The 26394-nt window shown below is 68.5% G+C and carries 24 protein-coding genes; 9 read left to right on the plus strand and 15 right to left on the minus strand.

Features of this window, described 5'->3' with window-relative positions; genetic code table 11:
* Nucleotides 1–553 precede the first annotated feature (553 nt).
* From ABT061_RS08780 to ABT061_RS08790, 3 genes are all read left to right on the plus strand, one after another.
* The gene (locus tag ABT061_RS08780; protein ID WP_355623261.1) at nt 554–1900 is read left to right on the plus strand and encodes an HD-GYP domain-containing protein; all 1347 of its coding nucleotides are present in this window, start codon (nt 554–556) and stop codon (nt 1898–1900) included.
* A complete protein-coding gene (locus ABT061_RS08785) occupies nt 1897–3177 on the plus strand; it encodes an HD-GYP domain-containing protein (protein ID WP_350914260.1) in 1281 nt (426 codons plus the stop codon). Before ABT061_RS08780 ends, ABT061_RS08785 begins: the two co-directional genes overlap by 4 nt.
* 197 nt (nt 3178–3374) lie before the next feature.
* Complete coding sequence (locus tag ABT061_RS08790; RefSeq protein ID WP_157594786.1) at nt 3375–3587, plus strand: biotin/lipoyl-binding carrier protein; 213 nt, start codon at nt 3375–3377, stop codon at nt 3585–3587.
* On the opposite strand, the gene ABT061_RS08795 is transcribed toward ABT061_RS08790, so the two are convergent.
* A complete protein-coding gene (locus ABT061_RS08795) occupies nt 3577–3975 on the minus strand; it encodes a thioesterase family protein (protein WP_350914262.1) in 399 nt (132 codons plus the stop codon). The two genes, ABT061_RS08790 and ABT061_RS08795, sit on opposite strands and share 11 nt — an antisense overlap.
* Here ABT061_RS08795 and bsaP point away from each other — a divergent pair.
* Together bsaP and ABT061_RS08805 are read left to right on the plus strand one after the other, a co-directional pair.
* Nucleotides 3974–4183: a biotin synthase auxiliary protein BsaP gene (gene bsaP, locus ABT061_RS08800; RefSeq protein ID WP_350914264.1), complete on the plus strand. Its 210-nt coding sequence runs from the start codon at nt 3974–3976 to the stop codon at nt 4181–4183. The two genes, ABT061_RS08795 and bsaP, sit on opposite strands and share 2 nt — an antisense overlap.
* Nucleotides 4184–4555: 372 nt before the next feature.
* Entirely contained in the window at nt 4556–6217 is a 1662-nt protein-coding gene (locus ABT061_RS08805; protein WP_350914266.1) for a serine/threonine-protein kinase, read from the plus strand.
* A gap of 165 nt (nt 6218–6382) precedes the next feature.
* On the opposite strand, the gene ABT061_RS08810 is transcribed toward ABT061_RS08805, so the two are convergent.
* From ABT061_RS08810 to ABT061_RS08830, 5 genes are all read right to left on the minus strand, one after another.
* Nucleotides 6383–8035, minus strand: coding sequence for an acetolactate synthase (locus ABT061_RS08810; protein WP_350914268.1), 1653 nt, complete (start codon nt 8033–8035; stop codon nt 6383–6385).
* A gap of 132 nt (nt 8036–8167) precedes the next feature.
* Entirely contained in the window at nt 8168–9163 is a 996-nt protein-coding gene (gene bioB, locus ABT061_RS08815; protein WP_350914270.1) for a biotin synthase BioB, read from the minus strand.
* Between the two features lie 103 nt (nt 9164–9266).
* Nucleotides 9267–9989: a dethiobiotin synthase gene (gene bioD / locus ABT061_RS08820; RefSeq protein WP_350914274.1), complete on the minus strand. Its 723-nt coding sequence runs from the start codon at nt 9987–9989 to the stop codon at nt 9267–9269.
* 19 nt (nt 9990–10008) lie between these two features.
* On the minus strand, nt 10009–10728 hold the full coding sequence (locus ABT061_RS08825) for a GntR family transcriptional regulator (protein ID WP_030924850.1): 720 nt from the start codon (nt 10726–10728) through the stop codon (nt 10009–10011).
* Entirely contained in the window at nt 10725–11885 is a 1161-nt protein-coding gene (locus ABT061_RS08830) for an 8-amino-7-oxononanoate synthase (RefSeq protein ID WP_350914276.1), read from the minus strand. The genes ABT061_RS08825 and ABT061_RS08830 overlap by 4 nt, the downstream gene beginning before the upstream one ends.
* A gap of 68 nt (nt 11886–11953) precedes the next feature.
* Between ABT061_RS08830 and ABT061_RS08835 the strand changes: the two genes are divergently transcribed.
* Nucleotides 11954–13417, plus strand: a complete 1464-nt coding sequence (locus ABT061_RS08835; protein WP_350914278.1) for a histidine kinase N-terminal domain-containing protein — start codon at nt 11954–11956, stop codon at nt 13415–13417.
* A 428-nt stretch (nt 13418–13845) separates the two neighbouring features.
* On the opposite strand, the gene ABT061_RS08840 is transcribed toward ABT061_RS08835, so the two are convergent.
* Together ABT061_RS08840 and ABT061_RS08845 are read right to left on the minus strand one after the other, a co-directional pair.
* A complete protein-coding gene (locus ABT061_RS08840) occupies nt 13846–14100 on the minus strand; it encodes a WhiB family transcriptional regulator (RefSeq protein ID WP_030924840.1) in 255 nt (84 codons plus the stop codon).
* 279 nt (nt 14101–14379) lie between these two features.
* Nucleotides 14380–15339, minus strand: a complete 960-nt coding sequence (locus ABT061_RS08845; RefSeq protein ID WP_350914280.1) for a diacylglycerol/lipid kinase family protein — start codon at nt 15337–15339, stop codon at nt 14380–14382.
* Nucleotides 15340–15453: 114 nt separating this feature from the next.
* On the opposite strand from ABT061_RS08845, the gene ABT061_RS08850 reads away from it, so the two are divergent.
* Nucleotides 15454–15837, plus strand: a complete 384-nt coding sequence (locus ABT061_RS08850) for a hypothetical protein (RefSeq protein WP_350914283.1) — start codon at nt 15454–15456, stop codon at nt 15835–15837.
* 124 nt (nt 15838–15961) lie between these two features.
* Here ABT061_RS08850 and ABT061_RS08855 read toward each other — a convergent pair whose 3' ends face one another.
* The 3 genes from ABT061_RS08855 to sodN all read right to left on the minus strand — a co-directional run bounded on the left by ABT061_RS08855 (nt 15962) and on the right by sodN (nt 18405).
* The gene (locus tag ABT061_RS08855; protein WP_030924834.1) at nt 15962–16762 is read right to left on the minus strand and encodes an RNA polymerase sigma factor SigF; all 801 of its coding nucleotides are present in this window, start codon (nt 16760–16762) and stop codon (nt 15962–15964) included.
* The gene (locus tag ABT061_RS08860; RefSeq protein ID WP_030924831.1) at nt 16759–17184 is read right to left on the minus strand and encodes an ATP-binding protein; all 426 of its coding nucleotides are present in this window, start codon (nt 17182–17184) and stop codon (nt 16759–16761) included. Before ABT061_RS08860 ends, ABT061_RS08855 begins: the two co-directional genes overlap by 4 nt.
* An 819-nt stretch (nt 17185–18003) precedes the next feature.
* Complete coding sequence (sodN, locus tag ABT061_RS08865; protein ID WP_350914286.1) at nt 18004–18405, minus strand: superoxide dismutase, Ni; 402 nt, start codon at nt 18403–18405, stop codon at nt 18004–18006.
* A 90-nt stretch (nt 18406–18495) separates the two neighbouring features.
* Between sodN and ABT061_RS08870 the strand changes: the two genes are divergently transcribed.
* Nucleotides 18496–18798 (plus strand): S24 family peptidase, encoded by a 303-nt coding sequence (locus ABT061_RS08870; RefSeq protein WP_350914288.1) that lies wholly within the window; start codon nt 18496–18498, stop codon nt 18796–18798.
* On the opposite strand, the gene ABT061_RS08875 is transcribed toward ABT061_RS08870, so the two are convergent.
* The gene (locus ABT061_RS08875; RefSeq protein ID WP_030924825.1) at nt 18768–19298 is read right to left on the minus strand and encodes a CGNR zinc finger domain-containing protein; all 531 of its coding nucleotides are present in this window, start codon (nt 19296–19298) and stop codon (nt 18768–18770) included. The two genes, ABT061_RS08870 and ABT061_RS08875, sit on opposite strands and share 31 nt — an antisense overlap.
* Nucleotides 19299–19576: 278 nt before the next feature.
* On the opposite strand from ABT061_RS08875, the gene ABT061_RS08880 reads away from it, so the two are divergent.
* A complete protein-coding gene (locus tag ABT061_RS08880) occupies nt 19577–20770 on the plus strand; it encodes an NAD(P)-dependent malic enzyme (protein WP_350914290.1) in 1194 nt (397 codons plus the stop codon).
* A gap of 452 nt (nt 20771–21222) precedes the next feature.
* On the opposite strand, the gene ABT061_RS08885 is transcribed toward ABT061_RS08880, so the two are convergent.
* From ABT061_RS08885 to ABT061_RS08900, 3 genes are all read right to left on the minus strand, one after another.
* Complete coding sequence (locus ABT061_RS08885; RefSeq protein WP_350914293.1) at nt 21223–22821, minus strand: trypsin-like serine peptidase; 1599 nt, start codon at nt 22819–22821, stop codon at nt 21223–21225.
* 498 nt (nt 22822–23319) lie between these two features.
* Entirely contained in the window at nt 23320–23946 is a 627-nt protein-coding gene (locus tag ABT061_RS48360) for a DMT family transporter (RefSeq protein WP_502991395.1), read from the minus strand.
* 381 nt (nt 23947–24327) lie between these two features.
* Nucleotides 24328–25926: a trypsin-like serine peptidase gene (locus ABT061_RS08900; protein WP_350914293.1), complete on the minus strand. Its 1599-nt coding sequence runs from the start codon at nt 25924–25926 to the stop codon at nt 24328–24330.
* Nucleotides 25927–26394 lie beyond the last annotated feature (468 nt).

Here is a 26394-nt window from a genome sequence, read left to right on the forward strand (position 1 = left end):
GGAACGAGCGGCCCCGCTCGACGAGGGAAGGAGCCGGACAAGAGCGGCCGAGCCGCGACGCGCCGGCGTCGCCGGCAACTCGTGAGGAACGAGCGGCCCCGCTCGACGAGGGAAGGAGCCGGACAAGAGCGGCCGAGCCGCGACGCGCCGGCGTCGCCGGCAACTCGTGAGGAACGAGCGACCTCCCTCGACGAGGGAAGGAGCCGGATTCCAGCGGCCTCACCGCGACGCGTTAGCGTCGCCGGCAACTCGTGAGGTACGAGCGGCCCCGGTCGACGAGGGAAGGAGCCGGGTAAGAGCGGCCTCACCGCGACGCGCAGTGTCGCCAGGGGCAGGCCCGAACCGCGACGCGCAGCGTCGCCAGCAGTCCGTGATTGATCGGTTACGCTTTGCTTGCGATTGGCCGTCTCGCCCTCCTGATCTGGCTCGCTTCTGTAGCCTGAGTGCGAAATCGACGTGGAGGCAGCGCATGTTGAAGGAAACGGTCGACCCGGCCCACCCCGGGATCTCCTGGACCTGAACGCGCGCCCTTTGGAACCCTAGGGTGGCCGCTTTGCGTGGACTGCCGTGGTTTGCCAAGGTCTATCTGATCCTTGTCATCGGAGCCGCCTTCGTGCTGCTCGGATACAGCGTGGCGGCGGACGGTCGCCTGGATCGGCTCGACTGGTCCAACCTCATGGTGCTTGCCCTGCTGTTCCTGGTGTGCGAGTCGGTGCCCACCCTGCTGAGCGTCAGGCAGGCGGCGGTGTCGGTCAGCTTCTCCGCCGTGCTCGCCGCGGTGGTGCTGCTCGGTCCCGAGGGGGCGGCGCTGGTCGGCATGACGGCCATGTTCAGCGTGCGGCCCGGCCTGCCGCTGGTGAAGCGGCTGTTCAACAGCGCCCAGTTCGCCATCTGCGGCTACGTCGCGGGCCGGGTCTACGTGGCGCTCGGTGGCAGAGCCGAGGTGCCCACCATCGCCGGATTCGACGAGATCATCGTGCCGTTCGCGGGCGCGGCGGCCGTCTTCGTGCCCCTCAACTTCGTCCTGATCGCGTTGGTGCTGGCGGTCACGGGCCAGGCCGATCAGGTGCCGCTGCGGGGCGTGGCCCAGTTCATGGTCTCCTACTTCGGTTACGCCACCTTCGGCCTGCTGATCGCGGGGCTGTGGGCCACGGTCAACTCGATCTCCGCGGTGCTCGTGCTGCTCCCGCTCTTCGTGGCCCGCTGGGCCTTCGGCCAGTACCTCGCGCAGCAGCGCTCCTACGACGCCACGATCGCCGCACTCTGCCAGGCGGTGGAGACCAAGGACTACTACACGCGCGGCCACTGCACCCGCGTCTCCCTGGCCGCGGGAATGATCGCTGAGGAGATCGGCATGGGGTCCGAGCGGTTGCGCGCGATCCGCTACGCCGGGATGCTCCACGACGTGGGCAAGCTGGGCGTGCCGACCAAGGTGCTGCAGAAGGACGGCCCGCTCAGCGAGGAGGAGTTCGCGGCCATCCAACTCCATCCGATGCGCGGGCTGGAGATCGTGCGCGGCATCGACTTCCTGGACGAGGCGTTCGCCGGGATCATGCACCATCACGAGCGGCAGGACGGCAAGGGCTACCCGATGGGGCTGGCGGGGGACGAGATCCCGGAGTTCGCCAGGATCATCGCGGTGGCCGACGCCTTCGACTCGATGACCTCGGACCGTTCCTACCGCAACGCCCGTCCGCGCGAGGTGGCCATGACCGAGCTGCGCAAGGGCGCCGGCACCCAGTTCGACCCGGTGATGGTCGTGGCGTTCATCAAGGCGGTCGACCGTGACGGCTGGGAGCCGCCGCGCACCGTCGTCACGCCCCCGGCCGACGTGGCGGAGACCACCACGAAGGACCACGACGACCCGACCATGCCCATTCAGGTGGTGTCCGAGCGATGAACGGATCCGGCGCCAACCGGGCTTTCCAGGCGCTCGACTCGGGTCAGCTGCTGCTGATCTGCGCGGCGGGCCTGCTGGCGGTGGCCGGGGTGGCCCACACGGCCGCGACCGGGCTGCTCGATCCCCAGATCGCCGTCGCCTTCGGCGCGTTGATCGCGGCGGGGGAACTGGCCAGGCTGACCATGCCCGGCAACAGGGAGGTGGCGCCGATCGGCGCGGCGGCCGCGCTCGGTTACACGCTTCTGCTGGACATGGGTGGTGTTCCCGCCCGACACTCGGCGCTCCAGGTCGTCGCGGTGCTCTCGGTCGGCATGGTCGCCGGGGCGCTGCCGCACCTCGCGGTGGGCCGCCCACCCCGCCTGGACGCGATGGCGCGCAGGCTGCTCACCGGCGCCCTGCTCGCACTGGCCTACCGGCCGCTGGCAGGCCCGCTGTTCGACCTGGCCAGGGGCGATGAGAGCGGCTGGTGGCCCGCGCTCGGAGTGATGGCCCTGTTCATCCTGCTCATGGTGGTGGCGGACGTGCTGCTGGCCGCCGCGCTCCGGGCCGAGCAGGTGCGTGCCGCCTTCAAGGTGGCCGTTCACGACGAGCTGTGGATGGCCGCGCCGTTGGGGGTCGCCGTCGCGGCCTCGGGCATCCTGCTCGCGCTCGCCTCGCACAGCATGGACATGGCCGCGCTGCTGGTCTTCGCGGCGCCGCTGCTGGTCACCCAGGTCGCCTTCCGCAAGTACGCCGGGATCAGGGCCACCTATCTGCAGACCGTACGAGCGTTGTCGCGGGTCACCGAGGTCGGCGGCTATGTCGAGCCGGGGCATTCCCGCCGGGTGAGCCGCCTGGCGGTGGCGGTCGGGCGGGAGCTCGGCACGGCCGAGCCCGAGTTGCTGGAGCTCGAATACGCCGCGCTCATGCACGACATCGGTCAGCTGTCGCTGCGCGACCCGATTCCCGGCGGTGCCACGGTTCTCACCGACCCCGAGCAGGCGCGGCGCATCGCCGAGCTGGGCGCGGAGGTGATCAAGCAGACCGGGGTGCTGGACCGGGTGGCCGAGATCGTCCGTCGTCAGTGTGACACCTGTGCCGAGACGCCGCCCACGGCCAGTCGCATCATCAAGGCGGCCAACGCCTACGACGATCTCGTGGGTGGTTCCAGTGACCGCGATCGGGCAGGCGCCGCGCTGGAGCGTCTCCGGCTCGGCGCGGGCAAGGAGTACGATCCGACGGTCGTCGAGGCGATGGCCAGAGTGATCGACAGGCTGGCCCCGATTCATCGGCTTTAGGGTTCCCCTACAGTTGAACGCCGGTTCCCTGCGGTTTCCGCCCGCTCACATCTGCGGGGTTCCTACGGTCTGCCTGGAGCTGCTGGAACGGCCGGAGTCCGTCGACGGAAAGTACGACACAGGACTGGTATCTCGCATGCGAGCGTGATCAGCTCTGTCTGGCACAGTTGAAGAACGTTGAACGATGGGAGTTTCCGGTGGCTGAGATCCGCGCTGAGATGGTGGCGAATGTCTGGAAGGTCCTCGTGGCCGAGGGGGACACCGTAGAGGACGGCGACACCCTGCTCATTCTTGAGTCGATGAAGATGGAGATCCCGGTCCTCACCGAGGACGACGGCGTGATCGCCAAGTTGCAGGTCGCCGAGGGCGACGTCATCCAGGAGGGCGACCTGATCGCCGTCATCGAGTAGTTCCGCTCCCGGGAGTGAGGCGCGCGAGGAAGCGCTCGCGGTCGACGACGACGCGCTCGATGGTTCCGCTCGCGACGACGGACTTCCGATCGCGGGCGGTGAAGCCGAAGACCAGGCGGCGGCCGTCGACCTCGGTGAGTTCGACGGCGACCTCGATGTGCGTGCCGATCGGGCTGGCCGCCAGGTGCTCCAGAGAGACCCGTGTGCCCACGGAGGTCTGGCCGGGGGCCAGAGCTCCAGCGACCGCCTGGAGGGTCGCCTGTTCCGCGAGGGCCAGCACGCGGGGGGTGGCCAGCACGGGGACGTCCCCGCTGCCGACCTTCGTCGCGGTGTCCTCCTTCTCCACCATGGTGAGAAGCCGTGCCTGCAGACCGGGAGCGAGCGTCATGCGCGCCAGCATAGGCTCTGGTCCCGTGACCCCGTACTGCGACCACTGCGGCCGCCCGGAGGGCGAGGCCGACCACGCCGGGTGCCAGGCCGCGCGCGTGATGGAGCCGCCCCGTTACTGTGCCCGCTGCCGCCGCCGGATGGTGGTGCAGGTGACCCCCGGTGGCTGGTCCGCGCGCTGCGCCGAGCACGGTGTGACAAGCGGCTGATGGTGAGCACCATGTGCCGGCTTTTTCACCCGAATGCGGTTCGGTGGAGATGGGTCGCTTTCGCCCCGACTTACGTCTTATCTGCGTAGTCTTGTAGGGTTTTACGGACTTTGCTGATGTGCTGTGGGTTGCCGTTGCGGTACCCGGGCCGGCTGTTTCGGGTATGACGCCCGAGTTGTCCCGGGCGCAAGGGCCTGCAAGGTGTACAAGTACGCCCAAAATTGCCGGGGTTTGTGCGATGCTACGGCACGCGTCTTGTTTGCGAGCCATACGGCATGCAGGGTTTCGTTACAGCGCCGTGATGGTGCCGCGATGCGAATCCGCTTTGTTGGAGAGCCCTGGCGTAGGAGTGGAGAGGGTTACGGGGGAGTAATGGTGGCCCAAGGCACGACGCTGGCGGGGCGGTATCGCCTGGATACCCGCATCGGCGCCGGTGGTATGGGCGAGGTGTGGAAGGGCGAGGACATGGTCCTGGCCCGCACCGTCGCCGTCAAGGTGCTGCTCCCGGGCCGTACCGACGATCCGGGCTTCCTGGTTCGCTTCCAGGGCGAGGCCAGGGCGATGGCGACGATCAACCATCCCGGGGTCGTCGACGTGTACGACTACGGGGTTCACGAGGTACCCGGCGCGGGGGCTACGGCGTACCTGGTGATGAAGTTCGTCGACGGCGAGCCGCTCGACCGCCTGCTCGGGCGGCTGCGACGCATCGCCCCCGGGGCCGCGATGGACCTCATCTCCCAGGCGGCCTCGGCGCTGCAGGCGGTCCACGACCAGGGCATCGTCCACCGGGACATCAAGCCGGGCAACCTGCTGGTGCGCTCGGACGGCACCCTGGTGCTCACCGACTTCGGCATCGCCAGATCCGACACCGCCAGCCGGCTGACGGACGCGGGCATGGTGCTCGGCACCGCCGCCTACTGCGCGCCGGAGCAGGCGGAGGGCGCACCCGTCACGCCCGCCGTGGACATCTACGCGCTGGGCGTGGTGGCGTACGAGTGCCTGGCCGGGCAGCGCCCGTTCGACGGTGACACGCCGGTCACCATCGCGCTCAAGCACATTCGCGAGGCGCCGCCGCCGCTGCCGCAGGATGTCCCGCCCGCGATCCGGGCGCTTGTGGAGCGCTCCCTCGCCAAGGATCCGGCCCGGCGCTTCCCCAGTGCCGCCGCCATGAGCGCCGCCGCCAGGCAGGCGGCCTTCGGCTCGGAGGGTGCCACCGCGCTGTCGCCGCAGGCAGGAAACGTCCCGGAGACCGGATGGCAGGTGCAGGCACCCCAGCAGGGTCCGCAGGGACAGACCGGCTGGCAGGGCCAGGGACCGGCCATGCCGCAGACGGGCGGCTGGCAGGACGCGGTGCAACACCCCACCACGTCGGCGCACGGGGTGGGACCGGCCACCGAGACGGTCTCGCAGCACCGCGGCCGTCGCGCCGCGCGGAAACAGGGGCGCAAGGGAGGGGTGATCGCGGCGTCGGTGGCGGCGGGCGCGATATGCGTCGGCCTCGTCACGGTGGCGATCAACGGGTTGGCGGACTCAGGCTCGGCCCCTGACCCCGACCTCATGGGAGGGCAGACGGTGCCCACCGTCAGCGCGTCGCCGACGCCGCCGAAGAAGGGACCCCGCAAGCCGCCGTCCCCCACTCCCACGGTGACCCGCCTGACCCCGAACGATCGGCCCACGCCGACGGCGACCCAGGAGGACAAGGAGCCGTCTCCCACCGCGGAGGCCACGAAGACGCGGACCCCCACTCCTACTCCCACCCCCACTCCCACCCCGACCCTGCTGCCGAAGAAGAGTGTTCCTGGCGTCATCGGGATGACGCCGGAGGCGGCGGCCGCGACGCTCAAGCAGGCGGGCTTCACGCCGAAGCTCTCCTACAGCGCCGACGTCGATCGTTCGGGGTGTGTCGAGGTGGTCGAGTCCCGCCCCGGCGCGGGAACGATGTGGAGCCCTTCCAAGCCGGTGGAGATCATCGCCGTCAACGTCGACTGCCCGCCCACGCCCACCCCGACGCCCACCCCGACCCCCAAGCTCTAGGCAGGCAAGGTAACGGCGGCTCTCCCGCAGGGACCTTCTTCCCCTTCGGGGGCGGGCGGTGCCTCGCCGCGTCGTCGGTCACCGCGGCACGCCGCGGCTCCCTCCTCCGCCTCGCGAGGCACCAGCCGGCCGATCCCCGTCACGGCGAGATCCGCCGGGCAGGGCCTAGATGCCCGTGGTCTGGCGAGGGTAGGCCACCGAGGGGTCGGTGGCGATGTTGACCATGTAGGGCACACCGGAGTCGAACGCGCGGCGCAGGGCCGGGCCGATCTGCGAGGGGTCGGTGACGAGCTCACCGCCACCGCCGAGGGCGGTCACCACCTGGTCGTAGCGGCACTGCGGCTGGAGGTCCGCGGCCACGTCGTAGCCGTAGAGCATCTGCATGGGGTGCTTCTCCAGGCCCCACATGCCGTTGTTGCCGCAGATCATCACGACCGGCAGGCGGTGCCGCACGAGCGTGTCGACGTCCATCAGCGAGAAGCCGGCCGCACCGTCGCCGAGCAGCAGCACCACCTGCGAGGAGGGACGGGCCACCCTGGCGGCGATGGCGTAACCCAGGCCCGTGCCCAGGCAGCCGTACGGGCCCGGGTCGAGCCAGTTTCCCGGCTGCTTCGGCTCGACGTACTTGCCCGCGTACGAGACGAAGTCACCGCCGTCGCCGATCACCACGGCGTCGTCGGCGAGGAGCTTGCCCAGCTCGCCGTAGATCCGCATCGGGTGGATCGGGTCGGCCGCGGACTCGAGCAGGGCGGCGTCGGCGGCGATGGCGGCCGAGGCCGCCTCGGAGAGCCGGGTCACCCAGGGCGCGTAGGCCTTGGGGGACACGCCCGCTTCGGCACAGGCCGTGCCAAGCCCCCAGAACAGCAGCGAGAGGTCACCGGCGGCGGTGCCCGCGGGCTCCATGTGCGTGGTCAGCTGCGACGGCGCGTCGGCCAGGTGCACGACCTTGGCGAGCGGGGTGCCGTCCTTGCCGCCGAACCAGCCGTAGCCGAGGCGGAAGTCGATCGGGGTGCCGGCCACGATCACCAGGTCGGCCTGGGAGAACGCCGTTCCCCTGGCCCGGGTGACCAGCAGTTCGTGACCGGCGGGCAGGATGCCGCGGCCCTGGCCGTTGGGGATGACCGGCAGGCGGTATTCCTCGGCGAAGCTCCTGGCGACCTCCTCGGCGCGGTCCATCCACACGTCGGAGCCGAGCACCAGCACCGGGCGCTGGGCCTCGGCGATCAGGCGGGCGATCGCGGCCAGCGCGTCGGGGTCGGGCTCCAGCGGCGACGGGGTCAGCGTCTCGGGGGCCTCTTCGAGCGCAGGCGCGGCCGAGAAGAGGTGGTCCATGTGGAAGTCGAGGAAGACGGGACCGCGGTGCGGGGCGAGGGCGGTGCGGAAGGCCATCTCCACGTCCTGCGCGATGGAGTCGGCGCCCGAGCCGGTGAAGGCCAGCTTGGTGATCGGTGCGAACAGCGGCGGGTGGTCGATCTCCTGCAGCGCGCCCGAACCCCACCGGGACTGGGGGGCCCGGCCTCCCATGACCACGACGGGCGAGCCGTTGAAGTGCGCGGTGGCCACTCCGCTGACGCCGTTGGTGATGCCGGGTCCCGCGGTGAGCACGGCCAGCCCGGGTTTACGGGTGAGCCGCGCGGTCGCCTCGGCGGCGAAGACCGCGCTCTGCTCGTGGCGGACGTCCAGGATGGGCATCCCCTCGTGGACCGCGCCGTCGTAGAGCGGGAAGACATGTCCACCGGACAGGGTGAACATGGTCTCGATGCCGTATGCCTTGGAGATGGCGACCGCGATGTCACCTGCGTGCTTCGGAGACTCCATATCGCGCAACCTACCAGTCAGTCACTTAGCCGAACAGGGATTGTTCTCCCTGCCCAGATCCCCTCGCCTAATGCGGGCAGCACATATGGCATCCGGCTGGAGATAAGGGACCGGCATTCGTCGGCGGGAGGCTCAGAGCGTGTCGGAGAGCGCCTTGATGGGCATCTTCAGGTCCGCCAGCAGGCCGAGGTCGGCCTCGGCCGCGCGGCCCAGGGTGGTCAGGTAGTTCCCCACGATGATCGCGTTGATGCCGCCGAGCATGCCGTCGCGGGTGCCCAGGTCGCCCAGGGTCAGCTCGCGACCGCCCGCGTAGCGCAGGATCGTGCGGGGCAGCGCGAGCCTGAAGGTGGCGATCGTCCGGAGCGCCTCGGACCCCTCCAGCAGCGGGAAGGACTCGAAGGGCGTGCCGGGGCGCGGGTTGAGGAAGTTCAGCGGGACCTCGTCGGGCGCCAGCTCGCCCAGTTGCCCGGCGAACTCGGCCCGCTGCTCCCGCGTCTCGCCCATGCCCACGATGCCGCCGCAGCACAGTTCCATGCCGGCCTCGCGCACCATCAGGCAGGTGTCCCAGCGCTCCTCCCAGGTGTGGGTGGTGACGACCTTCCCGAAGTGCGACCTCGCGGTCTCCAGGTTGTGGTTGTAGCGGTGCACGCCCATCTCGGCCAGCTCGTCGACCTGTGCCTGGGTGAGCATGCCCAGCGAGCACGCGACGTTGATGTCGACCGCCTCGCGGATCGCCTTCACGCCCTGGCGGACCTGGTCCATCAGGCGCTGGTCGGGTCCCCGTACGGCGGCCACGATGCAGAACTCGGTCGCCCCGGTCGCGGCGGTCTCCCTGGCGGCCTCGACCAGAGAGGGGATGTCCAGCCAGAGGGAGCGGACCGGGGAGGAGAACTGCCCCGACTGCGAGCAGAAGTGGCAGTCCTCGGGGCAGCCGCCGGTCTTGAGGGAGACGATCCCCTCGACCTCCACCTCGGGACCACACCACTTCATCCGCACCTCGTGGGCCAGGGCCAGCAGCTCGGCCAGGCGGTCGTCCGGCAACTCCAGGCAGCGCAGGGCCTGCGCGGCGTCGAGACCACGGCCTTCCGCCAGCACCTGCGTCCTGGCGATCTCGAGGATGTCGCTCATCAAATACCTCCAGCGTGGAGATCCCGGGTGCGGCCCCGGGAAGGGGCGGGATTCCCGGCTTCCACCGGGGAGGACGTCGAGCGGTTCGGATCCGCGGTCGTGGCTACGGGGAAAGCCTAAGGGTGGTACGGAAGGCGGCGGGGTCGAAACCACCGCCCAGCGCCGGTCCCAGCCCGGAGTGGGCGGCGCGGGCGAAGGCGTCGCGCTCCAGCAGCCCGGCGCCCTCGGGAAGGGCGCCCGCCAGCGGCCGGGCGGCCAGCATCTCCAGATCCGCGACGTTGCTCCGCTCGGCGAGACCGGGCGCGACCGGCCAGGAGCCGATCACCACCCCGGCCGGCTCCAGCCCTCGGTGGGCCATCGCCTCCAGTGTCAGCGCGGTGTGGTTGAGCGTGCCCAGCCCGGCCCTGGTCACCAGGAGCACCGGCGCCGAGAGCGTCCTGGCCAGGTCGGCCAGGGTCGCGCCCTCCTCGTCGAAGCGGACGAGGAGCCCGCCCGCCCCCTCGACGATCACCAGTCGGTGTGAGTCGGCCAGCTCGCCGACCCGGTCCGCCACCCGGGCGAGGGAGACCGGCGGCAGACCGGCCAGGCGCGCCGCCGCCGCGGGGGACAGCGCGGCGGGGTACCTGGCCGACTCGAAGGTCGTCCGTACCCCGGACAGCCGGATGACGTCGTCCACGTCGCCGGGTTCGGTGTCCGACACCCCGGTCTGCGCGGGTTTCACCACGGCCACGGAGGAGCCCCGCTCCCTGGCGAGCGAGGCCACCGCCGCGGTGACGACGGTCTTTCCCACCCCGGTGTCGGTCCCGGTGACCACGAGAATGCTCATCCGTCCCAGCTTAGGTGGGTCAGGGGCGGCGCAGGCGGGTGACGAACTTGTAGCGGTCGCCCCGGTACAGGGACTGGGCCCACTCGACCGGGTTGCCGTCCGCGTCGAAGGCGTGCCTGGTGAGCAGGAGCAGCGGCAGGCCCGCGTCGACGCCGAGCACCTGCGCGTCGTACGGGGTGGCCAGCACGGTCTCGATGATCTCCTCGGCGTCGGTCAGTCGCACGTTGTACGCGTTGTACAGCGTCTCGTACAGCGAGGAGTGCATCTCCAGCTCCCGTCGCAGGCGGGGGAAACGCCGGGCCGACAGGTGGGTGGTGTCGATCGACATCGGCTCGCCGCTGGCCAGGCGTAGCCGGTGGATGCGCAGCACGCGGCCGCCGGCGTTGATGGCCAGGCGGCGGGCCAGCTGCTCGTCGGCGGTGACGTAGCTGATGTCAAGGATCTTGGTGTCGGGTTCGAGGCCGACGGTCCGCAGATCCCCGGTGTAGGAGGTCAGCTGGAGGACCTGAGCGACCTTGGGCTGTGCGACGAACGTCCCCTTGCCCTGGATGCGCACCAGGCGACCCTCGACCACGAGCTCGGACAGGGCCTGGCGCACCGTGGTGCGCGACGTCTCGAAGCGGACCGCGAGGGCTCGCTCGGGGGGCAGGGCGCTGCCTGCGGGCAGGCTCTTGGTGAGGGTGAGCAGGCTGCGCTTGACGTCGTAGTATTTCGGGATTCTCGGGGAGTCGTCGCTCACATGGTCACCTTCATCTCGGCCACGGCGGTGAGTGCACCCCTGATCACCGCTAGATCGTCGGAACTCAGATTGGCCCGTGCCGTCAACCGCAGGCAAGAGCGGCCGACCGGCACCGAGGGCGGCCGGAAGCATCCGGCGCGCACCCCGTGTTCCGCACAGATGAGGGCGGCCCGAAGTGCGATCTCGGGTGGGCCGAGCACGACGGGGACGACCGCACCCGCCGGATCGCCGCTCTCCAGGCCGAGATCGCGGGCCATAGCGGCCAGCTTCCTCGCCATGGTTCGCACGCGTCCGGGCAGTTCGGGCTGATGGTGAAGGATATCGACAGCGGCGAGTGCCGCGGCCACACTGCCGGGTGCCAGCCCGGTGTCGAAGATGAACGGCCGGCCCGTGTCCACAAGGGTTTGGATGACCTCGGACGCGCCCAGTACGGCTCCGCCCTGGGCCCCCAGGGACTTGGACAGTGTGATCGTTCTCACAATTCCCGGCTCGGCCGCCAGCCCCGCGGCGTGCACAGCGCCCTGTCCGCGCGGCCCGATGACCCCGATCGCGTGGGCCTCGTCGACGACCAGCAACGCCCCCTGCCGCACCGTCGCCGCGTGCAGTTCCGCGAGCGGGGCCAGATCGCCGTCCACGGAGAAGACCGCGTCCGTGACCACGATCGCGTGCTCCTCGTCCCGGCAGGCCAGTGCCCTCTCCACGGCGGCGACGTCCCGGTGCGGGGTGACCACGACCCGCGAGCGCGACAGCCGGCAGGCGTCCACTATCGACGCGTGGTTGCCCGCCTCGGAGACCACCAGGGCGCCCCTGCCCAGAGCCGCGACGGCGGCCAGGTTGGCCAGGTAGCCGGAGGAGAACACCAGGGCGCCCTCCGCGCCGGTGAAGGCGCACAGTCGTGCCTCCAGGCGCGCGTGCAGGGCCGTGGAGCCGGTGACCAGGCGGGAACCCGTGGAGCCGGTACCCCAGGTGCGTGTCGCCGTCACGGCCGCCTCGGCCAGCCGCTCGTCCCTGGCCAGGCCGAGGTAGTCGTTGGAGGCCAGATCGACGAGGCCGTCGTCGTCCGGTGTGCGGGCGCGCAGGGTCCGCCGCAGCCCCGCGGCGTCCCTCGTGGCCGCCGCCGTACGGAACCGGGCCAGCGGATCAGGGATCTGCTCCATAAGCGGCATCTTTTCAGCAGGACTCACCCGATTCGCGTTCGGGCCTGGAAAGAACGCATGATGCACGAGTGCCGACTCTAAGCGACCTGGCGGTTCGTCACACCGCGCTCGACGATGCGGACCTTGAGTGGATGCACTCGCTGGTCTCCGACTGGCAGCTCCTCGCGGACCTGTCCTTTGCCGACCTGATCTTGTGGATCCCGCTGAAGGACGGCTCCGGCTGGGTCGCGATCGCGCAGATGCGGCCCACCACCGGGCCGACCGTCTATCACGACGACATCGTGGGCATGATCGCGGCGAAGGGCGAACGGCCGCTGCTGGAGACCGCCTGGAACGAGCGGCGTATCTGCCGCGAGGGCGATCCGGACTGGTCGAGCGGGGTGCCGGTGCGCGAGGAGACCATTCCCGTGCGGCGGGCCGACCACTTCCTGGGCGTCATCCAGCGCTCGACGAACCTGTCCTCCGCGCGGACCCCCTCCAGGCTGGAGCTGACGTACCTGCAGAGCGCCTCCGACCTGGCCCAGATGGTGGCCGAGGGCCGCTTCCCGTTCTCCGGTGCGGAGCCGATCCTGGTCCGCTCCCCGCGGGTGGGCGACGGGCTGCTCCGGCTCGACCGGGCGGGCCGTGTCACGTACGCCTCGCCGAACGCGCTGTCGGCCTACCGGCGGCTGGGCCTCACCGCCGACCTGGTCGGTGCGGAGCTGGGCCGTACGACCGCCACGCTCTGTTATTCCGACGAGCCCATCAACGAGAACCTGATGATCGTCGCGAGCGGGCGAGAGCCCAGGGAGACGGAGGTGGAGTCGGGGGGCACCGTGGTGCAGCTGCGGGCGATCCCGCTGATCGTCGGTGGCGGAAGGATCGGCGCTCTGGTGCTCATCAGGGATGTGACCGAGCTGCGCCGCCGCGAGCGAGAGCTGATGACCAAGGACGCCACCATCAGGGAGATCCACCACCGGGTGAAGAACAACCTGCAGACGGTGGCCGCGCTGCTGCGGCTCCAGGCCAGGCGGCTGCGGCTGCCGGAGGGCAGGGAGGCGCTGGAGGAGGCGGTACGCAGGGTCGGGTCGATCGCGATCGTGCACGAGACGCTCTCCCACACGCCCGAGGAGCAGGTGGACTTCGACGACATCGCCGACAGGGTGATCGCGATGACGGGAGAGGTCGCGGCCCCGGAGACCCAGGTCGTGCCGCGCCGGGTGGGGAGCTTCGGGGTGCTGCGCTCGGAGATCGCGACGCCGCTGGCGATGGTCCTCACGGAGTTGCTGCAGAACGCGGTCCAGCACGGGCTGGCGCAGCGTCAGGGTAAGCTCCAGGTGATCGTGTCGCGCGGGGCCGAGCGGTTGGACGTGATCGTGTCCGACAACGGCAGCGGGCTGCCGGAGGACTTCGACCTGGACCAGACCACCAGTCTGGGATTGCAGATCGTACGGACCCTGGTGGTGGGCGAGTTGTCCGGGCGGCTGGCCATCGAACCGCGACAGGGCGGCGGCACCGAGGTGAGCCTGAGCATCCCCCTCCCCGCGGCCTGAGCGGCGGGGCAGGGAAACCGCGTCAGATCGAACCTCACAGCGAGGCCGTATCGTCGACCGGACCAAGGAGCGGAACATCCTTACCGCAACGCGTGGCGTCGCCGTTGACGCAACGCGAAACGGAACAAACGAAGAGGTAGGAAACCAGGTCAGAGCGCTTCACCACAACGCCACACCGGTGACCGGTCAGATGCCACCTTGGGGACGTGCCCATGCCCTACCCCAAGGGACTACCCGCGAGGCCGCGTCGGCGACTTGACTGAGGAGTGCCTGTGAGGCCGCGCCGGGGACTGGACTGAGGAGTGAAGGAGCGAAGCGGATGAACGACGAGGGAAGAAGCCGGGTCTGAGCGGCCGAACCGCGACGCGCCAGCGTCGCCATCGGCACGCGGCCGAACCGCGGCGCGTTAGCGTCGCAGTTAAACGCAATCAAACGCTACTGCGGGCGCGGGCTCGGGCCGTACGGCGCTTGAAGGCGCGTCGCTCGTCCTCGCTCAGGCCGCCCCAGACACCGGCGTCCTGCCCGGACTCCAGCGCCCACTTCAGGCATGCTTCACTGATGGTGCAAGTACGGCAGACCTGCTTCGCTTCTTCGATCTGCATCAGGGCGGGGCCGGTGTTGCCGATCGGGAAGAACAGCTCGGGGTCCACGTCACGGCAGGCAGCTCGGTGGCGCCAGTCCATGCGTCCACTCCTTAGTAAAGAGGAGCCCTTACGCGCTCCAACGGCTCACTTTGTGAAGAGTTTCACTAACCAGCGCGAACAACTCCCCGATCCGTGGTTCGGCTCGGGGCGCGTCCGCTTGATCGCCGATGGCCTGGGAGCGGGGTGCCGCTCAAAGGTCCTACGTTCCGACGTCAATATTGAGATTGTCAGCCACGCTCAGTACACGCAAGAGGTTTGGAAGAAGGTTTTGCCTGAAATGGATGTCGGATGCGTCACACAATGACGGGATGTAACGGGTTAGACCAAGACTCGTAACGCGTTAGGGATAGAGCGGAACGTTATCCTCTCAACCTCCCCCAGGTAGTCCCCGTCCAGCTGAAACGCCACGGGCCGCCCGGCACTCAGCGTGAACTCTCGCTCGTCGTGGAGCTGCACCAGATGACGGCCGGTGGGCAGAGTGTCGCGGGCGCCGATGATCTGAGGTATCAGCTGGAGCATGCTCGGCAGGCCCAGGCGCCGCAGGCCCAGCAGGTCAAGGCCGGTCTCGAAGCTCGCCCACGGGGTCGGTGAGACCGGCCGCGGGCCGATGTACGTCCAAGGTGAGGTGTTGGAGACGACGGCCATGTAGACGCCGCCGGTCGGCGGCACCTCCGGCCCCTCGACGGTCATCGCGGGGTGACGCTTGTCCGTCGACAGGTAGTGGTGTAACGCGGTGTTCACATAGCGCGCGGGCGTGGCCTTGCGGCCGGTGCCTCGCATCCCCTCGACCGCCCTGACCACCTCGGCGTCGTACCCCAGGCCACTACAGAACGTGAAATATCTAGTCTGGTCATCCCAGATCGCCTGACCGAGGCCGACGATCCGCTGCCGGCCGTCACGGATCGCCTCCAGGATCGCCCCCACCGCCTCGACCGGGCTGTTCGGCAGGCCGAGGGCCCTGACGAAGACGTTGGCGCTGCCGCCGGGAATGGCCAGCAGTGCCGGCCGGTCGACCGAACTGCCCTCGTCGCCGCCCTTTCCGTCCACCGGGTCGAGCAACCCGTTCACTGCCTCGTTGATGGTGCCGTCACCGCCCAGTACGGCCAGCACGTCGTAACCGGAGGCGTGGGCCTTGCGGGAGAGCTGTGTCGCGTGTCCCCGGTAGCCGGTCTCCTCGACGGTCAGGTTCATCGTCGCGCTCAGCGCCCTGATGAGCACATCCCTGGTCCGCTGGTTGGTCGTCGTCGCCTTCGGATTCACCAGGAGCATCGCGCGCATAATCTCAGCGTATCCGCCGGAACCCGAACTTCCGTCGAAACCCGATCTTCCGTCAAGACCTGAGCCGAGACGGCAAAGAACGGTGTGGCGCCCCCCGGCGATAGGGTTGACACCGTGTCGAACCGTCCGATGACCCTCACCGTCGCCGCCGCCGTCATGGCGGTGGAAGGTGCCACCGCTCTGCTCCTCGGCGGCTACGTCGGCGTGGAGACCGTGATCGGCCGGCCGTCCGACCTGATGACCTCGATCGCCGTCGCGGTGTCCGGGATCATCATCGGCGCGGCCCTGCTCTGGGTCGGATGGGGCATGATCCTCGCCGAGCGGTGGGCCCGGAGTCCGGGCGTGCTGACGCAGATCTTCGCCATCCCGATCTCGGTCACGCTGATCCAGTCCGACCAACTGGTGATCGGCATCTCGCTGATCACCCTGGTGGTGATCGGACTGGTCACGCTACTGTCTCCGCCGACGACGCACGCCCTCTACGGGGACCAGGACTAGGCACGTGCCCACCGGGGCCGGTCAGACGGGGCCTCGCCGCGTTGTCACAGGTCACCGCGGCACACCGCGGTTCCCTCCGCCGCCTTATACGAGGCACCACCTGACCGATCCTCGCAGGCAGGCCCTAGTCGTCCACGGTCAGGCCCTCGCGGAGCTGGGCGAGTGTCCTGGCGAGCAGCCGGGACACGTGCATCTGCGAGATGCCGAGCTCGGTGGCGATCTGGGACTGTGTCATGTTGCCGAAGAAACGCAGCAGCAGGATTCGCTTCTCGCGCGGAGGCAGCCGCTCCAGCAGGGGCTTGAGCGACTCGCGGTACTCGACGCCCTCCAGGGAGTCGTCCACGATGCCGAGGGAGTCGGCCACCGCCGGCGCGTCGTCGTCGCCGGAGTCGGGCGCGTCGAGGGAGACCGTGGAGTAGGCGTTGGCCGACTCCAGCCCTTCGAGCACCTCCTCCTCGCTCATCTTCAGGAACGTGGCCAGCTCGGCCACGGTCGGCGCGCGTCCCTCCCGCTGGGAGAGCTCGCTGATCGCCTTGGTGAGCGAGAGCTTCAGCTCCTGCAGCCGGCGCGGCACACGGACCGCCCAGCCCTTGTCACGGAAGTGACGTTTGATCTCGCCGACGATCGTCGGGGTGGCGTAGGTGGAGAACTCCACGCCGCGGCCGAGATCGAAACGGTCGATCGACTTGATCAGACCGATGGTCGCGACCTGTGTGAGGTCGTCCAGCCACTCGCCCCGGTTGCGGAACCGGCGGGCGAGATATTCGACGAGGGGCAGGTGGAGCTCGACGAGCTCGTCACGGATGCGCTGGCGCCGGGGGTCGTCGGAGGTCAACTCCACCAGCTCTGCGAAGAGCAGGCGCGCACGCACCCGGTCGGGCACCGCGTGGTCGCTGGCGGCCATGGCACGAGTCCTTTCCGTCACGCCGGCCTCGCCGCGCCTCGGCGCTTGCGGAGGACGATCGCCATACGGTCGGGGGAGTCGGTTACGGCATCCACATCATCAGCCAGGGCGGTGAGCACCATCCACGCGAAATCGTCGCGCTTCGGGGGGGTGCTTCCCACCGTGCTGACCTCGACCCGCACCTTCATCAACTGCCCGGTGAGTTCGAACTCGGCGGTCAGATCGGTGCCGGGGACGGCCTGGGTCAGCAGCATCGCACACGCCTCATCGACCGCGATCCGTAGATCCTCGATCTCGTCCAGCGTGAAGTCCAGCCGTACGGCAAGTGCGGCTGTCGCCGTACGCAGCACGGACAGATAAGCACTCGTTGCCGGCAGCCGGACGCTCACCACGTCACGGATCCCGCCCATGCCGACCGCGGGCGCCTCGGTGTGTTCGGTCACGTTCCTCCTCGCAGAGTCGCTGACTGCAACCTACAGCCCTGAGACGGTGGTTGGCCCATTTGGACTCGCGATCGGGGCGATTTGACTGTATTGATTACGAAGCTAGCGCGTGTCGTGTAGATGGCGACGCCGGCGCGTCGCGGTTCGGGCCTGCCTATGGCGACGCTGGCGCGTCGCGGTGAGGCCGCTCTTGTCCGGCTCCTTCCCTCGTCGAGGGAGGTCGTTCGTTCCTCACGAGTTGCCGGCGACGCTGCGCGTCGCGGTTCGGCCGCTGGGATCCGGCTCCTTCCCTCGTCGATCGGGGCCGCTCGTTCCTCACGGCCCCGCTCTCCTCAGTCCAGTCCCCGGCGCGGCCTCACGGCCACGCTCTCCTCAGTCCAGTCGCCGGCGCGGCCTCACGGGTAGTCCCTCAGGGGAGGGCATGGGGCACGTCCCAAGGATGCTGCTTGGGGCGGGTTGACGGCACGTCTGCGCGGAGGTTCCTGGGGCTCTCCGGTCCGGATCAAGGGGGGTCCGGGAACTCCTTGATCCGGATTGCCGGCGCTTCCTCATGAGTTGCCGGTGATGCTGGCGCGTCGCGGTGAGGCCGCTGGGATCCGGCTCCTTCCCTCGTCGAGCGGGGTCGCTCGTTCCTCGCGAGTTGCCGGCGACGTCGGCGCGTCGCGGTGAGGCCGCTGGGATCCGGCTCCTTCCCTCGTCGAGGGAGGTCGCTCGTTCCTCGCAACCTCCCTCTCCTCAGTCCAGTCCCCGGCGCGGCCTCACGGCCCGTTCTCCTCGGTCCAGTCGTCGGCGCTTCCTCACGGGTTGGTCGTGAGGATTTTAGGCGGCCTTGGTCTCCCAGAAGATCTTGGAGATCTCGTCGATCTTGCCCAGCAGCTCGTCGGCCTTGGCGACGTCGACGGTGCCCTTGCCGCCGGCCGCGCCCGCGAGCTTGGTGGCCTCCCAGAACAGCTGGTGCAGCTGCGGGTAGGTCTCCAGGTGCGGGGGCTTGAAGTAGTCGGTCCACAGCACCCACAGGTGGTGCTTGACCAGCTCGGCCCGCTCCTCCTTGATGGAGAGCGCACGGGAGCGGAACACCGGGTCCTCGTTTCCGGCGTACTTCTCCATGATGGCCTTGACGGACTCGGCCTCAATGCGGGCCTGGGCCGGGTCGTAAACGCCGCAGGGCAGGTCGCAGTGCGCCGACGCGATGTGCCTGGGGCGCAGAAGTCGTGCGAGCATCGGAAATCCTTCCTTGATGCCATGTTCAGAATGGTCCGGTTAACGACCTTACTCGTCTCCGAATGCCCGTGTGGGAGGGGGTTACGCTCGATGAGAGTACGTGTCGCAGGGGACTCGATGCTGCCCGCGCTGCGGTCCGGTGACTGGCTCTGGGTACGGCGCGGAGCGGTGGTGAGGCCCGGGGATCTGGTCGTCGCCCGGCTGCCCTCCGACCCCGCCGTGCTCATCGTCAAACGTGCGGTCTGGGAGGCGGACGGCGGCTGGTGGCTGGAGAGCGACAACCAGCGCGCTTCAGGCAGGCGCGACAGCTGGGACTTCGGCGCGCTGCCTCCGTCGTCGATCGTCGGCCGGGTGGTGCTGCGCTACTGGCCGACCTTCTGGCGGGCCCGGTAGGCGGCGACGTTGGCACGGCTGGCGCACCGCTCCGAGCAGTACCGGCGCGACCGGTTGGAGGAGGTGTCGAGGTAGGCCCTGCGGCAGGGCGGCGCCTGGCAGAGGCCGAGCCGGTCGACGCCGAGATCGGTGATCATGGTGGCGAGTCCCATCACCGCTCCCACGGCGTACTGGTCGGCCATCCGGCCACCCTCGGTGAGGTGCAGATGCCAGCGCTCGCCGTCGTGCCCGGAGATCTGTGGCTGGACCGGGTGGTGGATCAGTAGCGAGTTGAGCCGGTCGACCACCGCCTCCTCGTCGCCCGCCTCGGCGGTCTCGAACACGACCATCAGCTCTTCGCGCAGGTCGCGCAGGGCTTCCAGGTCGCTTCTGGTGATGCGGCAGCCGGGCCGGTAGCGACCGCCCTCTTCCAGGAGCGCGCGCAGCCCTTCGAGACCGGTCAGTCGGTCGGGGCTGTTGATCAGTAGTACGGCCAGCTCCGCGTAGGAGGTCAGGTCCATCTGGGGATCCGTCAATGTAAGAGGTGGCATGGACTTCGAGTATTACACGGTGTGGTGAGGTTAACACCGGGACGACGAAAGTATGAGGTACCTGCCCGTGGTGACAGTCTCAACATGTGGCACAATCGAGCGACGGGTGACCCCCGAACCCTCCAGGCGACCGTGCTCAGTGAAGTAGGCCCCGAGCGGCTACAGAAGCCGGGGACAGGCTTCCCGCGGCCGTCTCAGAAGGAACTATCCGTCTGCCTGACTGAACTACAGGGGTCGCTGTGGCCACCATGCCATCTTCCATCTCTCTCGAAGCTCTCGAAGCCCTGGATCTGGATCCGGCCTTCGCCCTGCACCGCGGGGGCAAGCTGGAGGTCCGCTCCACGGTCCCGGTCCGCAACGCCGACGACCTGGCACTCGCCTACACACCTGGCGTGGCCAGAGTCTGCAGCGCGATCGCCGAGAAGCCCGAGCTCGCCAAGGACTACACCTGGATCTCCAACGTGGTCGCCGTCGTCTCCGACGGCACCGCGGTGCTCGGTCTCGGAGACATCGGGCCTGCCGCCGCCATGCCGGTCATGGAGGGCAAGGCCCTGCTGTTCAAGCAGTTCGCGAATGTCGACGCGGTGCCCATCTGCCTGGACTGCACCGACGTGGACGAACTGGTCGAGACGGTCGTCCGGCTCGCCCCCTCCTTCGGGGGGATCAACCTTGAGGACATCAGCGCCCCCCGCTGTTTCGAGGTCGAGGCGCGTCTCCGCGAGATCCTCGACATCCCCGTCTTCCACGACGACCAGCACGGCACCGCGATCGTCGCGCTGGCCGCGCTGAAGAACGCGGCGCGGCTGACCGGTCGCTCGCTGGGCGATCTGCGGGCCGTGGTCGCCGGTGCCGGTGCCTCCGGGATCGCGGTCAGCCGGATCCTGCTCAACGCGGGCATCGGTGACATCGCGGTGGCCGACTCCAAGGGCGTCATCCACCAGGGCCGCGACGGGCTCAACCCGGTGAAGGAGGCCCTGGCGCGCGACAGCAACAGGGCGGGCCTGCACGGTTCCACCGAGCAGGCGCTGGCCGGGGCCGACGTGTTCATCGGGCTGTCCGGCTCGACGGTCTCGGAGGAGGCCATCGCGTCGATGGCCTCCGGTTCGATCGTCTTCGCGCTGTCCAACCCGACGCCCGAGGTGCGGCCGGAGGTCGCGCGCAAGTACGCGCAGGTGGTCGCGACCGGCCGTTCCGACTTCCCCAACCAGATCAACAACGTGCTGGCCTTCCCCGGCGTCTTCCGCGGGGCGCTCGACGTCCGCGCCACCACGATCACCGAGAACATGAAGGTCGCCGCCGCCGAGGCGCTGGCCGGGGTGGTCGGGGACGACGATCTGTCGGCCGACTACGTGATCCCCAGCCCGTTCGACGAGCGCGTCGCCCCGGCGGTCGTCGCCGCCGTCTCCGAGCAGGCCCGTGCCGACGGGGTCGCCCGTCTCTAGATCGCGACAGCCCAGGCGGCGCGGCAGGCGAACTCGCCATCCGGCCGAAGTACGATCACGCCCACCAGGCGCACGACCGAACGCCCCTCGCCCGACCGGCGGGGGGCGTTCCTGGTCTCCAGGGACGCCGGTATCCGTCGCGCGTCGCGTTACGGAAAGTACCTGTGCTCACAGGGCCGGTACGCGTGTACGAGTGGATCACGCACGCTGTCGGCCTGCCCGGCCTTGGAAAGGGAGCGGCGCTGCCGCCAGGACTCGCTCTCACGGCCCTGCGGCGGAGGCCGGGGTCTTCATCGCGGGGGAAAACGGGGCGAGGAGCCTGCACCGGTGAGAATCCGGTGGGAATGGCCGAAGGGGCCCGGCTGGTGCCGGACCCCTTCGGGTGAAGCTGGTGGAGCAGGTGAGCCTTGAGGTTTGGACGCTCAGGCTCGGGTGATCTCAAGCAGCTACTACTACTTGTAGATCGAGCCGGACCACACGTTGGCGGCCTTGCTGTAGACCGTCTGGGTCTCACCGTCGAAGTACGGCGAGGTGATCAGGTCGTAGCGGCCGTTGTTGTCCTGGTCACCGAAGAGGCTGGTGACACCGTTGACGTAGCCGAGACGCTTGGCGTTGCTGTACTTGGCGAGCCAGGGGCCACCGTCGGCGCCGGGGGTGAAGGAGCTCTTCAGGCCGATGTGCTCCTCGACCTTGTGAGCGGCCGACACGTAGGTCTTGCCGGAGGTCTTGCCGTAGGTCCACTTCGGCGTAACGCCGGTGTAGGCCTTGTTGCCGTCGGGGTGCGCGTCGGCCGGGTAGCCGAACACGAACACCGTCTGCTGCGGCTTCTGGTTCCAGGTGAAGCCCTGGCCACCGACGTTGTCGCCCAGGCGGCCGACGTCCTTGATGAAGCCGTCGACGATGAAGTAGGTCTCGACCCAGTACTTGGTCTGAGCGGTCGCCTTGACCCACTTCTTCAGGAAGAAGCGCTGCTTGGTCCAGCCGATGACCTGGCCGTCCTTCTTGACCTCGAGCAGCTCGCCGAGGAACTTGCCCTCGGCCTTGTCAGCCTGGAGCTGCTTGTACTCCTCGAGGCTGATGTCGACGACCTGGCTCAGGCCAAGGAACTTCGCGTTGTTGTCGTAGTTGTCAGGCGCGGCCGCGTAGACCGACTTGGTGACCTCGGCGCCGACCAGCTTGACGCCGCCCTTGCCCTCGTCGGTCAGGTACGGCTTCACGGTCTCGACCGAGTTGACCTCGGCCGGCTTGGCAACCGTCTCGACCTTGGGGTCGACAGCCTTGGACTTGAACGGGCCGTTCTCACCGTACTTCTCAACGCCGGCGGTGTACTCGTCGGCGGTGATGGCCTTCTCCTGGACGAACTTGGCACCCTCGTGAGCGGCGTACTCCTTGCCGGTCACCTGGGTGGCCTTGCCGCCACCGATCTGCACACCGTTGTAGACGGTCACGAACGCGTAGTCGCGGTCGCGGTCGTTGTAGACGGAGTAGTCGTAGTGGGTGAAGGCGGTCTTACCGACGTAGATGCCGTACGGGGTCTTGCCCTGGTAGTAGCCGGGGACGAAGACCCAGTTGTCCATGACGCTGGCGTTCTTGCTGTCGTCGTAGACGCAGTGACCGGCGGTCGCGACCAGGTTGCGGTACTTGCCCTGGATCGAGGTGGCCGAGCACCACTTCAGGTCGCCCTCGGAGTCGACGAAGAACACCTTGCCGATGGTCTTGGGCAGGTTGATGTTCTTGACCTTGGCGGCGGTCTTCTTCTCTTCGCCGATCGGGGCAACAACACCGGGCTTGCCGTCGGGGGTGTAGCCGCCGCTGGCGTTCAGCTTCGCCGTGGCCTTGGTCTCCCAGGTGTAGGGAGTCGCCTTGGCCAGGTTGTTGGTGTGCTCGTTGGCGCCGAGCCAGAACTTCGCGACCGCGAGCGCCGAGGGGGCGTCCTTGGCCATGGTGTCGTAGGCCCAGTCCGGAGCAGCGTTGGCGGTGCCGGCCAGACCAGCGGCCAGCAGACCGGTGGCCAGAATGGCGCCACCGGCGGGGAGGAGGATGCGCTTCAAGGGAACTCCTTGGTCTGATGTGGAACGCTTCTTGCGTCCCATGCGTCAGTAAAGGGAATGCCAGAAACATACAGCGCCGATCTTGAACACCGGAAGCCGCTTTGAGGATCAAAGAGGTCCTTGATCGCGTCGATGCTGTTTTGTGATGTTTAGGCACCCCTGAAGCTGTTGTTGAAGTTGGGGGTTGAGCGCCATGTTTACGCAGATAGACATGGGGTTGTTGTGAAAGTTGCCGATGTGGCGTGAGTGGAGCGGTACGTTCGGTTACCGGTTGAATGTGACTCAGATCACATCAAGTTGATGGCACCGATTCCGCGAGAGACACGTCTAACGGGCCGGCGATTCGGGATGCGGGGGTCCGGAGGGTCGAGCGGCACGCGGGGCGGATGCCAGGAACGCACGAGAGCCTCTCGCAGAGGCTTGATCCTTTTGCTGCCGGGCTCCCCGCCGGGGTGGGGAAAGAAAGCCCCTGCGGGAGGCTCCTTCCCTTCTGGTGGCTCACGTGGCGTCGCGCGGCTGAGGCGGCTCGCGGGCCAGGTGTATCGCCCCGCGAGGTTGGGAACACGGCCGGCGGGTGGCTTGCCTGCGAGCGCCGTGTGCCCTCGGCGGTGGTTGCAGGCGTGCGGCCATTGGCTGTAGCCGACTTTTGAGCGGTTCTTGCGGCCGGCTTGGCGGCCGAGGACCTTGTGGCCGCAGCGATGTCCCCTGAGGAGGTGCCGCTGCGGGGGCGGCGAGCACCAGTACGGCGCCGGCGCCGGCCACGCCGAGCAGAACAACGACACCGAGGAAGCCGAGCGCCACACCGGCCCAGGCTCCGCGCGCCGGCCGCTCGCGCTTTCCCCAGAACAGGCCCAGCGCCAGGATGAACAGCGGCTCCGTGGCGATCAGTACCCCGGCAAGTCCGGAAGACACCGTGCGCTCGCCCACCGCGATGAGCGTGACCGGCGCCGCCACCTCCACCATGGCCGGCAACAGCAGCAGACGCCATCGCTCGCGCAGGAGCCGGGGCAGGCCGCGCCGCCACGCCGGCGGCAGCAGGACCAGCGCCCCCAGCGCGACGCGTCCCGTCACCACGCTCACCGGCCCCATGCCCTCCAGCGCCACGTTGATCAGGAGGTACGGCACCCCCCCACAGCACAGATGTCGTGAGGAACAGCAGCAGGCCACGGCGGCTCATCGGTAACTCCACGGCGTCGAAGGGAGGCGATCGCGGGATCTCCGGCCTCGGGCGTCGCCGAGCTCCTTGCCGGAACGGACAGTCGGGCCGAGGGCCGGATCCTCATCGGCCGGTTGCCGAGCTTCCCTGCCTGCGGCGCCACAACGTCGAAGGGCCCGGCATGTGCCGGGCCCTTCGGTATCTATGTGAAGCCGGTGTTCGCTTCCACGACCCCGGTGGGAATGGCCGAAGGGGCCCGGCTGGTGCCGGACCCCTTCGGGTGAAGCTGGTGGAGCAGGTGAGCCTTGAGGTTTGGACGCTCAGGCTCGGGTGATCTCAAGCAGCTACTACTACTTGTAGATCGAGCCGGACCACACGTTGGCGGCCTTGCTGTAGACCGTCTGGGTCTCACCGTCGAAGTACGGCGAGGTGATCAGGTCGTAGCGGCCGTTGTTGTCCTGGTCACCGAAGAGGCTGGTGACACCGTTGACGTAGCCGAGACGCTTGGCGTTGCTGTACTTGGCGAGCCAGGGGCCACCGTCGGCGCCGGGGGTGAAGGAGCTCTTCAGGCCGATGTGCTCCTCGACCTTGTGAGCGGCCGACACGTAGGTCTTGCCGGAGGTCTTGCCGTAGGTCCACTTCGGCGTAACGCCGGTGTAGGCCTTGTTGCCGTCGGGGTGCGCGTCGGCCGGGTAGCCGAACACGAACACCGTCTGCTGCGGCTTCTGGTTCCAGGTGAAGCCCTGGCCACCGACGTTGTCGCCCAGGCGGCCGACGTCCTTGATGAAGCCGTCGACGATGAAGTAGGTCTCGACCCAGTACTTGGTCTGAGCGGTCGCCTTGACCCACTTCTTCAGGAAGAAGCGCTGCTTGGTCCAGCCGATGACCTGGCCGTCCTTCTTGACCTCGAGCAGCTCGCCGAGGAACTTGCCCTCGGCCTTGTCAGCCTGGAGCTGCTTGTACTCCTCGAGGCTGATGTCGACGACCTGGCTCAGGCCAAGGAACTTCGCGTTGTTGTCGTAGTTGTCAGGCGCGGCCGCGTAGACCGACTTGGTGACCTCGGCGCCGACCAGCTTGACGCCGCCCTTGCCCTCGTCGGTCAGGTACGGCTTCACGGTCTCGACCGAGTTGACCTCGGCCGGCTTGGCAACCGTCTCGACCTTGGGGTCGACAGCCTTGGACTTGAACGGGCCGTTCTCACCGTACTTCTCAACGCCGGCGGTGTACTCGTCGGCGGTGATGGCCTTCTCCTGGACGAACTTGGCACCCTCGTGAGCGGCGTACTCCTTGCCGGTCACCTGGGTGGCCTTGCCGCCACCGATCTGCACACCGTTGTAGACGGTCACGAACGCGTAGTCGCGGTCGCGGTCGTTGTAGACGGAGTAGTCGTAGTGGGTGAAGGCGGTCTTACCGACGTAGATGCCGTACGGGGTCTTGCCCTGGTAGTAGCCGGGGACGAAGACCCAGTTGTCCATGACGCTGGCGTTCTTGCTGTCGTCGTAGACGCAGTGACCGGCGGTCGCGACCAGGTTGCGGTACTTGCCCTGGATCGAGGTGGCCGAGCACCACTTCAGGTCGCCCTCGGAGTCGACGAAGAACACCTTGCCGATGGTCTTGGGCAGGTTGATGTTCTTGACCTTGGCGGCGGTCTTCTTCTCTTCGCCGATCGGGGCAACAACACCGGGCTTGCCGTCGGGGGTGTAGCCGCCGCTGGCGTTCAGCTTCGCCGTGGCCTTGGTCTCCCAGGTGTAGGGAGTCGCCTTGGCCAGGTTGTTGGTGTGCTCGTTGGCGCCGAGCCAGAACTTCGCGACCGCGAGCGCCGAGGGGGCGTCCTTGGCCATGGTGTCGTAGGCCCAGTCCGGAGCAGCGTTGGCGGTGCCGGCCAGACCAGCGGCCAGCAGACCGGTGGCCAGAATGGCGCCACCGGCGGGGAGGAGGATGCGCTTCAAGGGAACTCCTTGGTCTGATGTGGAACGCTTCTTGCGTCCCATGCGTCAGTAAAGGGAATGCCAGAAACATACAGCGCCGATCTTGAACACCGGAAGCCGCTTTGACAGGGAAGAGGCGGGTCTGGAGCGTCGAGACCATTTCGTGATGTTTAAGTGGCTTTGCTGTCGATGCTGTAACCAAAACTTGCTCAAGGTGTTTGCGCAGCTAGACATGATGTTGGGATGAAAGTGACAAGTGTGGCGTGAGTGCCCGCTTACCATGAGCAACCATCGCTATGTGATGCAGATCACATCAAGTTGATGGCACCGATTCCGTCGCGGACACGTCTAACGCCCCCCTCAAGGTCCGATCCGGCTTTCGCGCCACCTCGCGGCCCGGCTTCCGGCTCCCCGAACCGGGCCCTTCCCGCCCCGGAAACGGGGGCGGGACCCGGCGCGTGGCGCCGGGTCCCGCTGGTGGTTCAGGAA

The organism is Streptosporangium sp. NPDC002544 (assembly GCF_040295965.1).
Taxonomy (GTDB): domain Bacteria; phylum Actinomycetota; class Actinomycetes; order Streptosporangiales; family Streptosporangiaceae; genus Streptosporangium.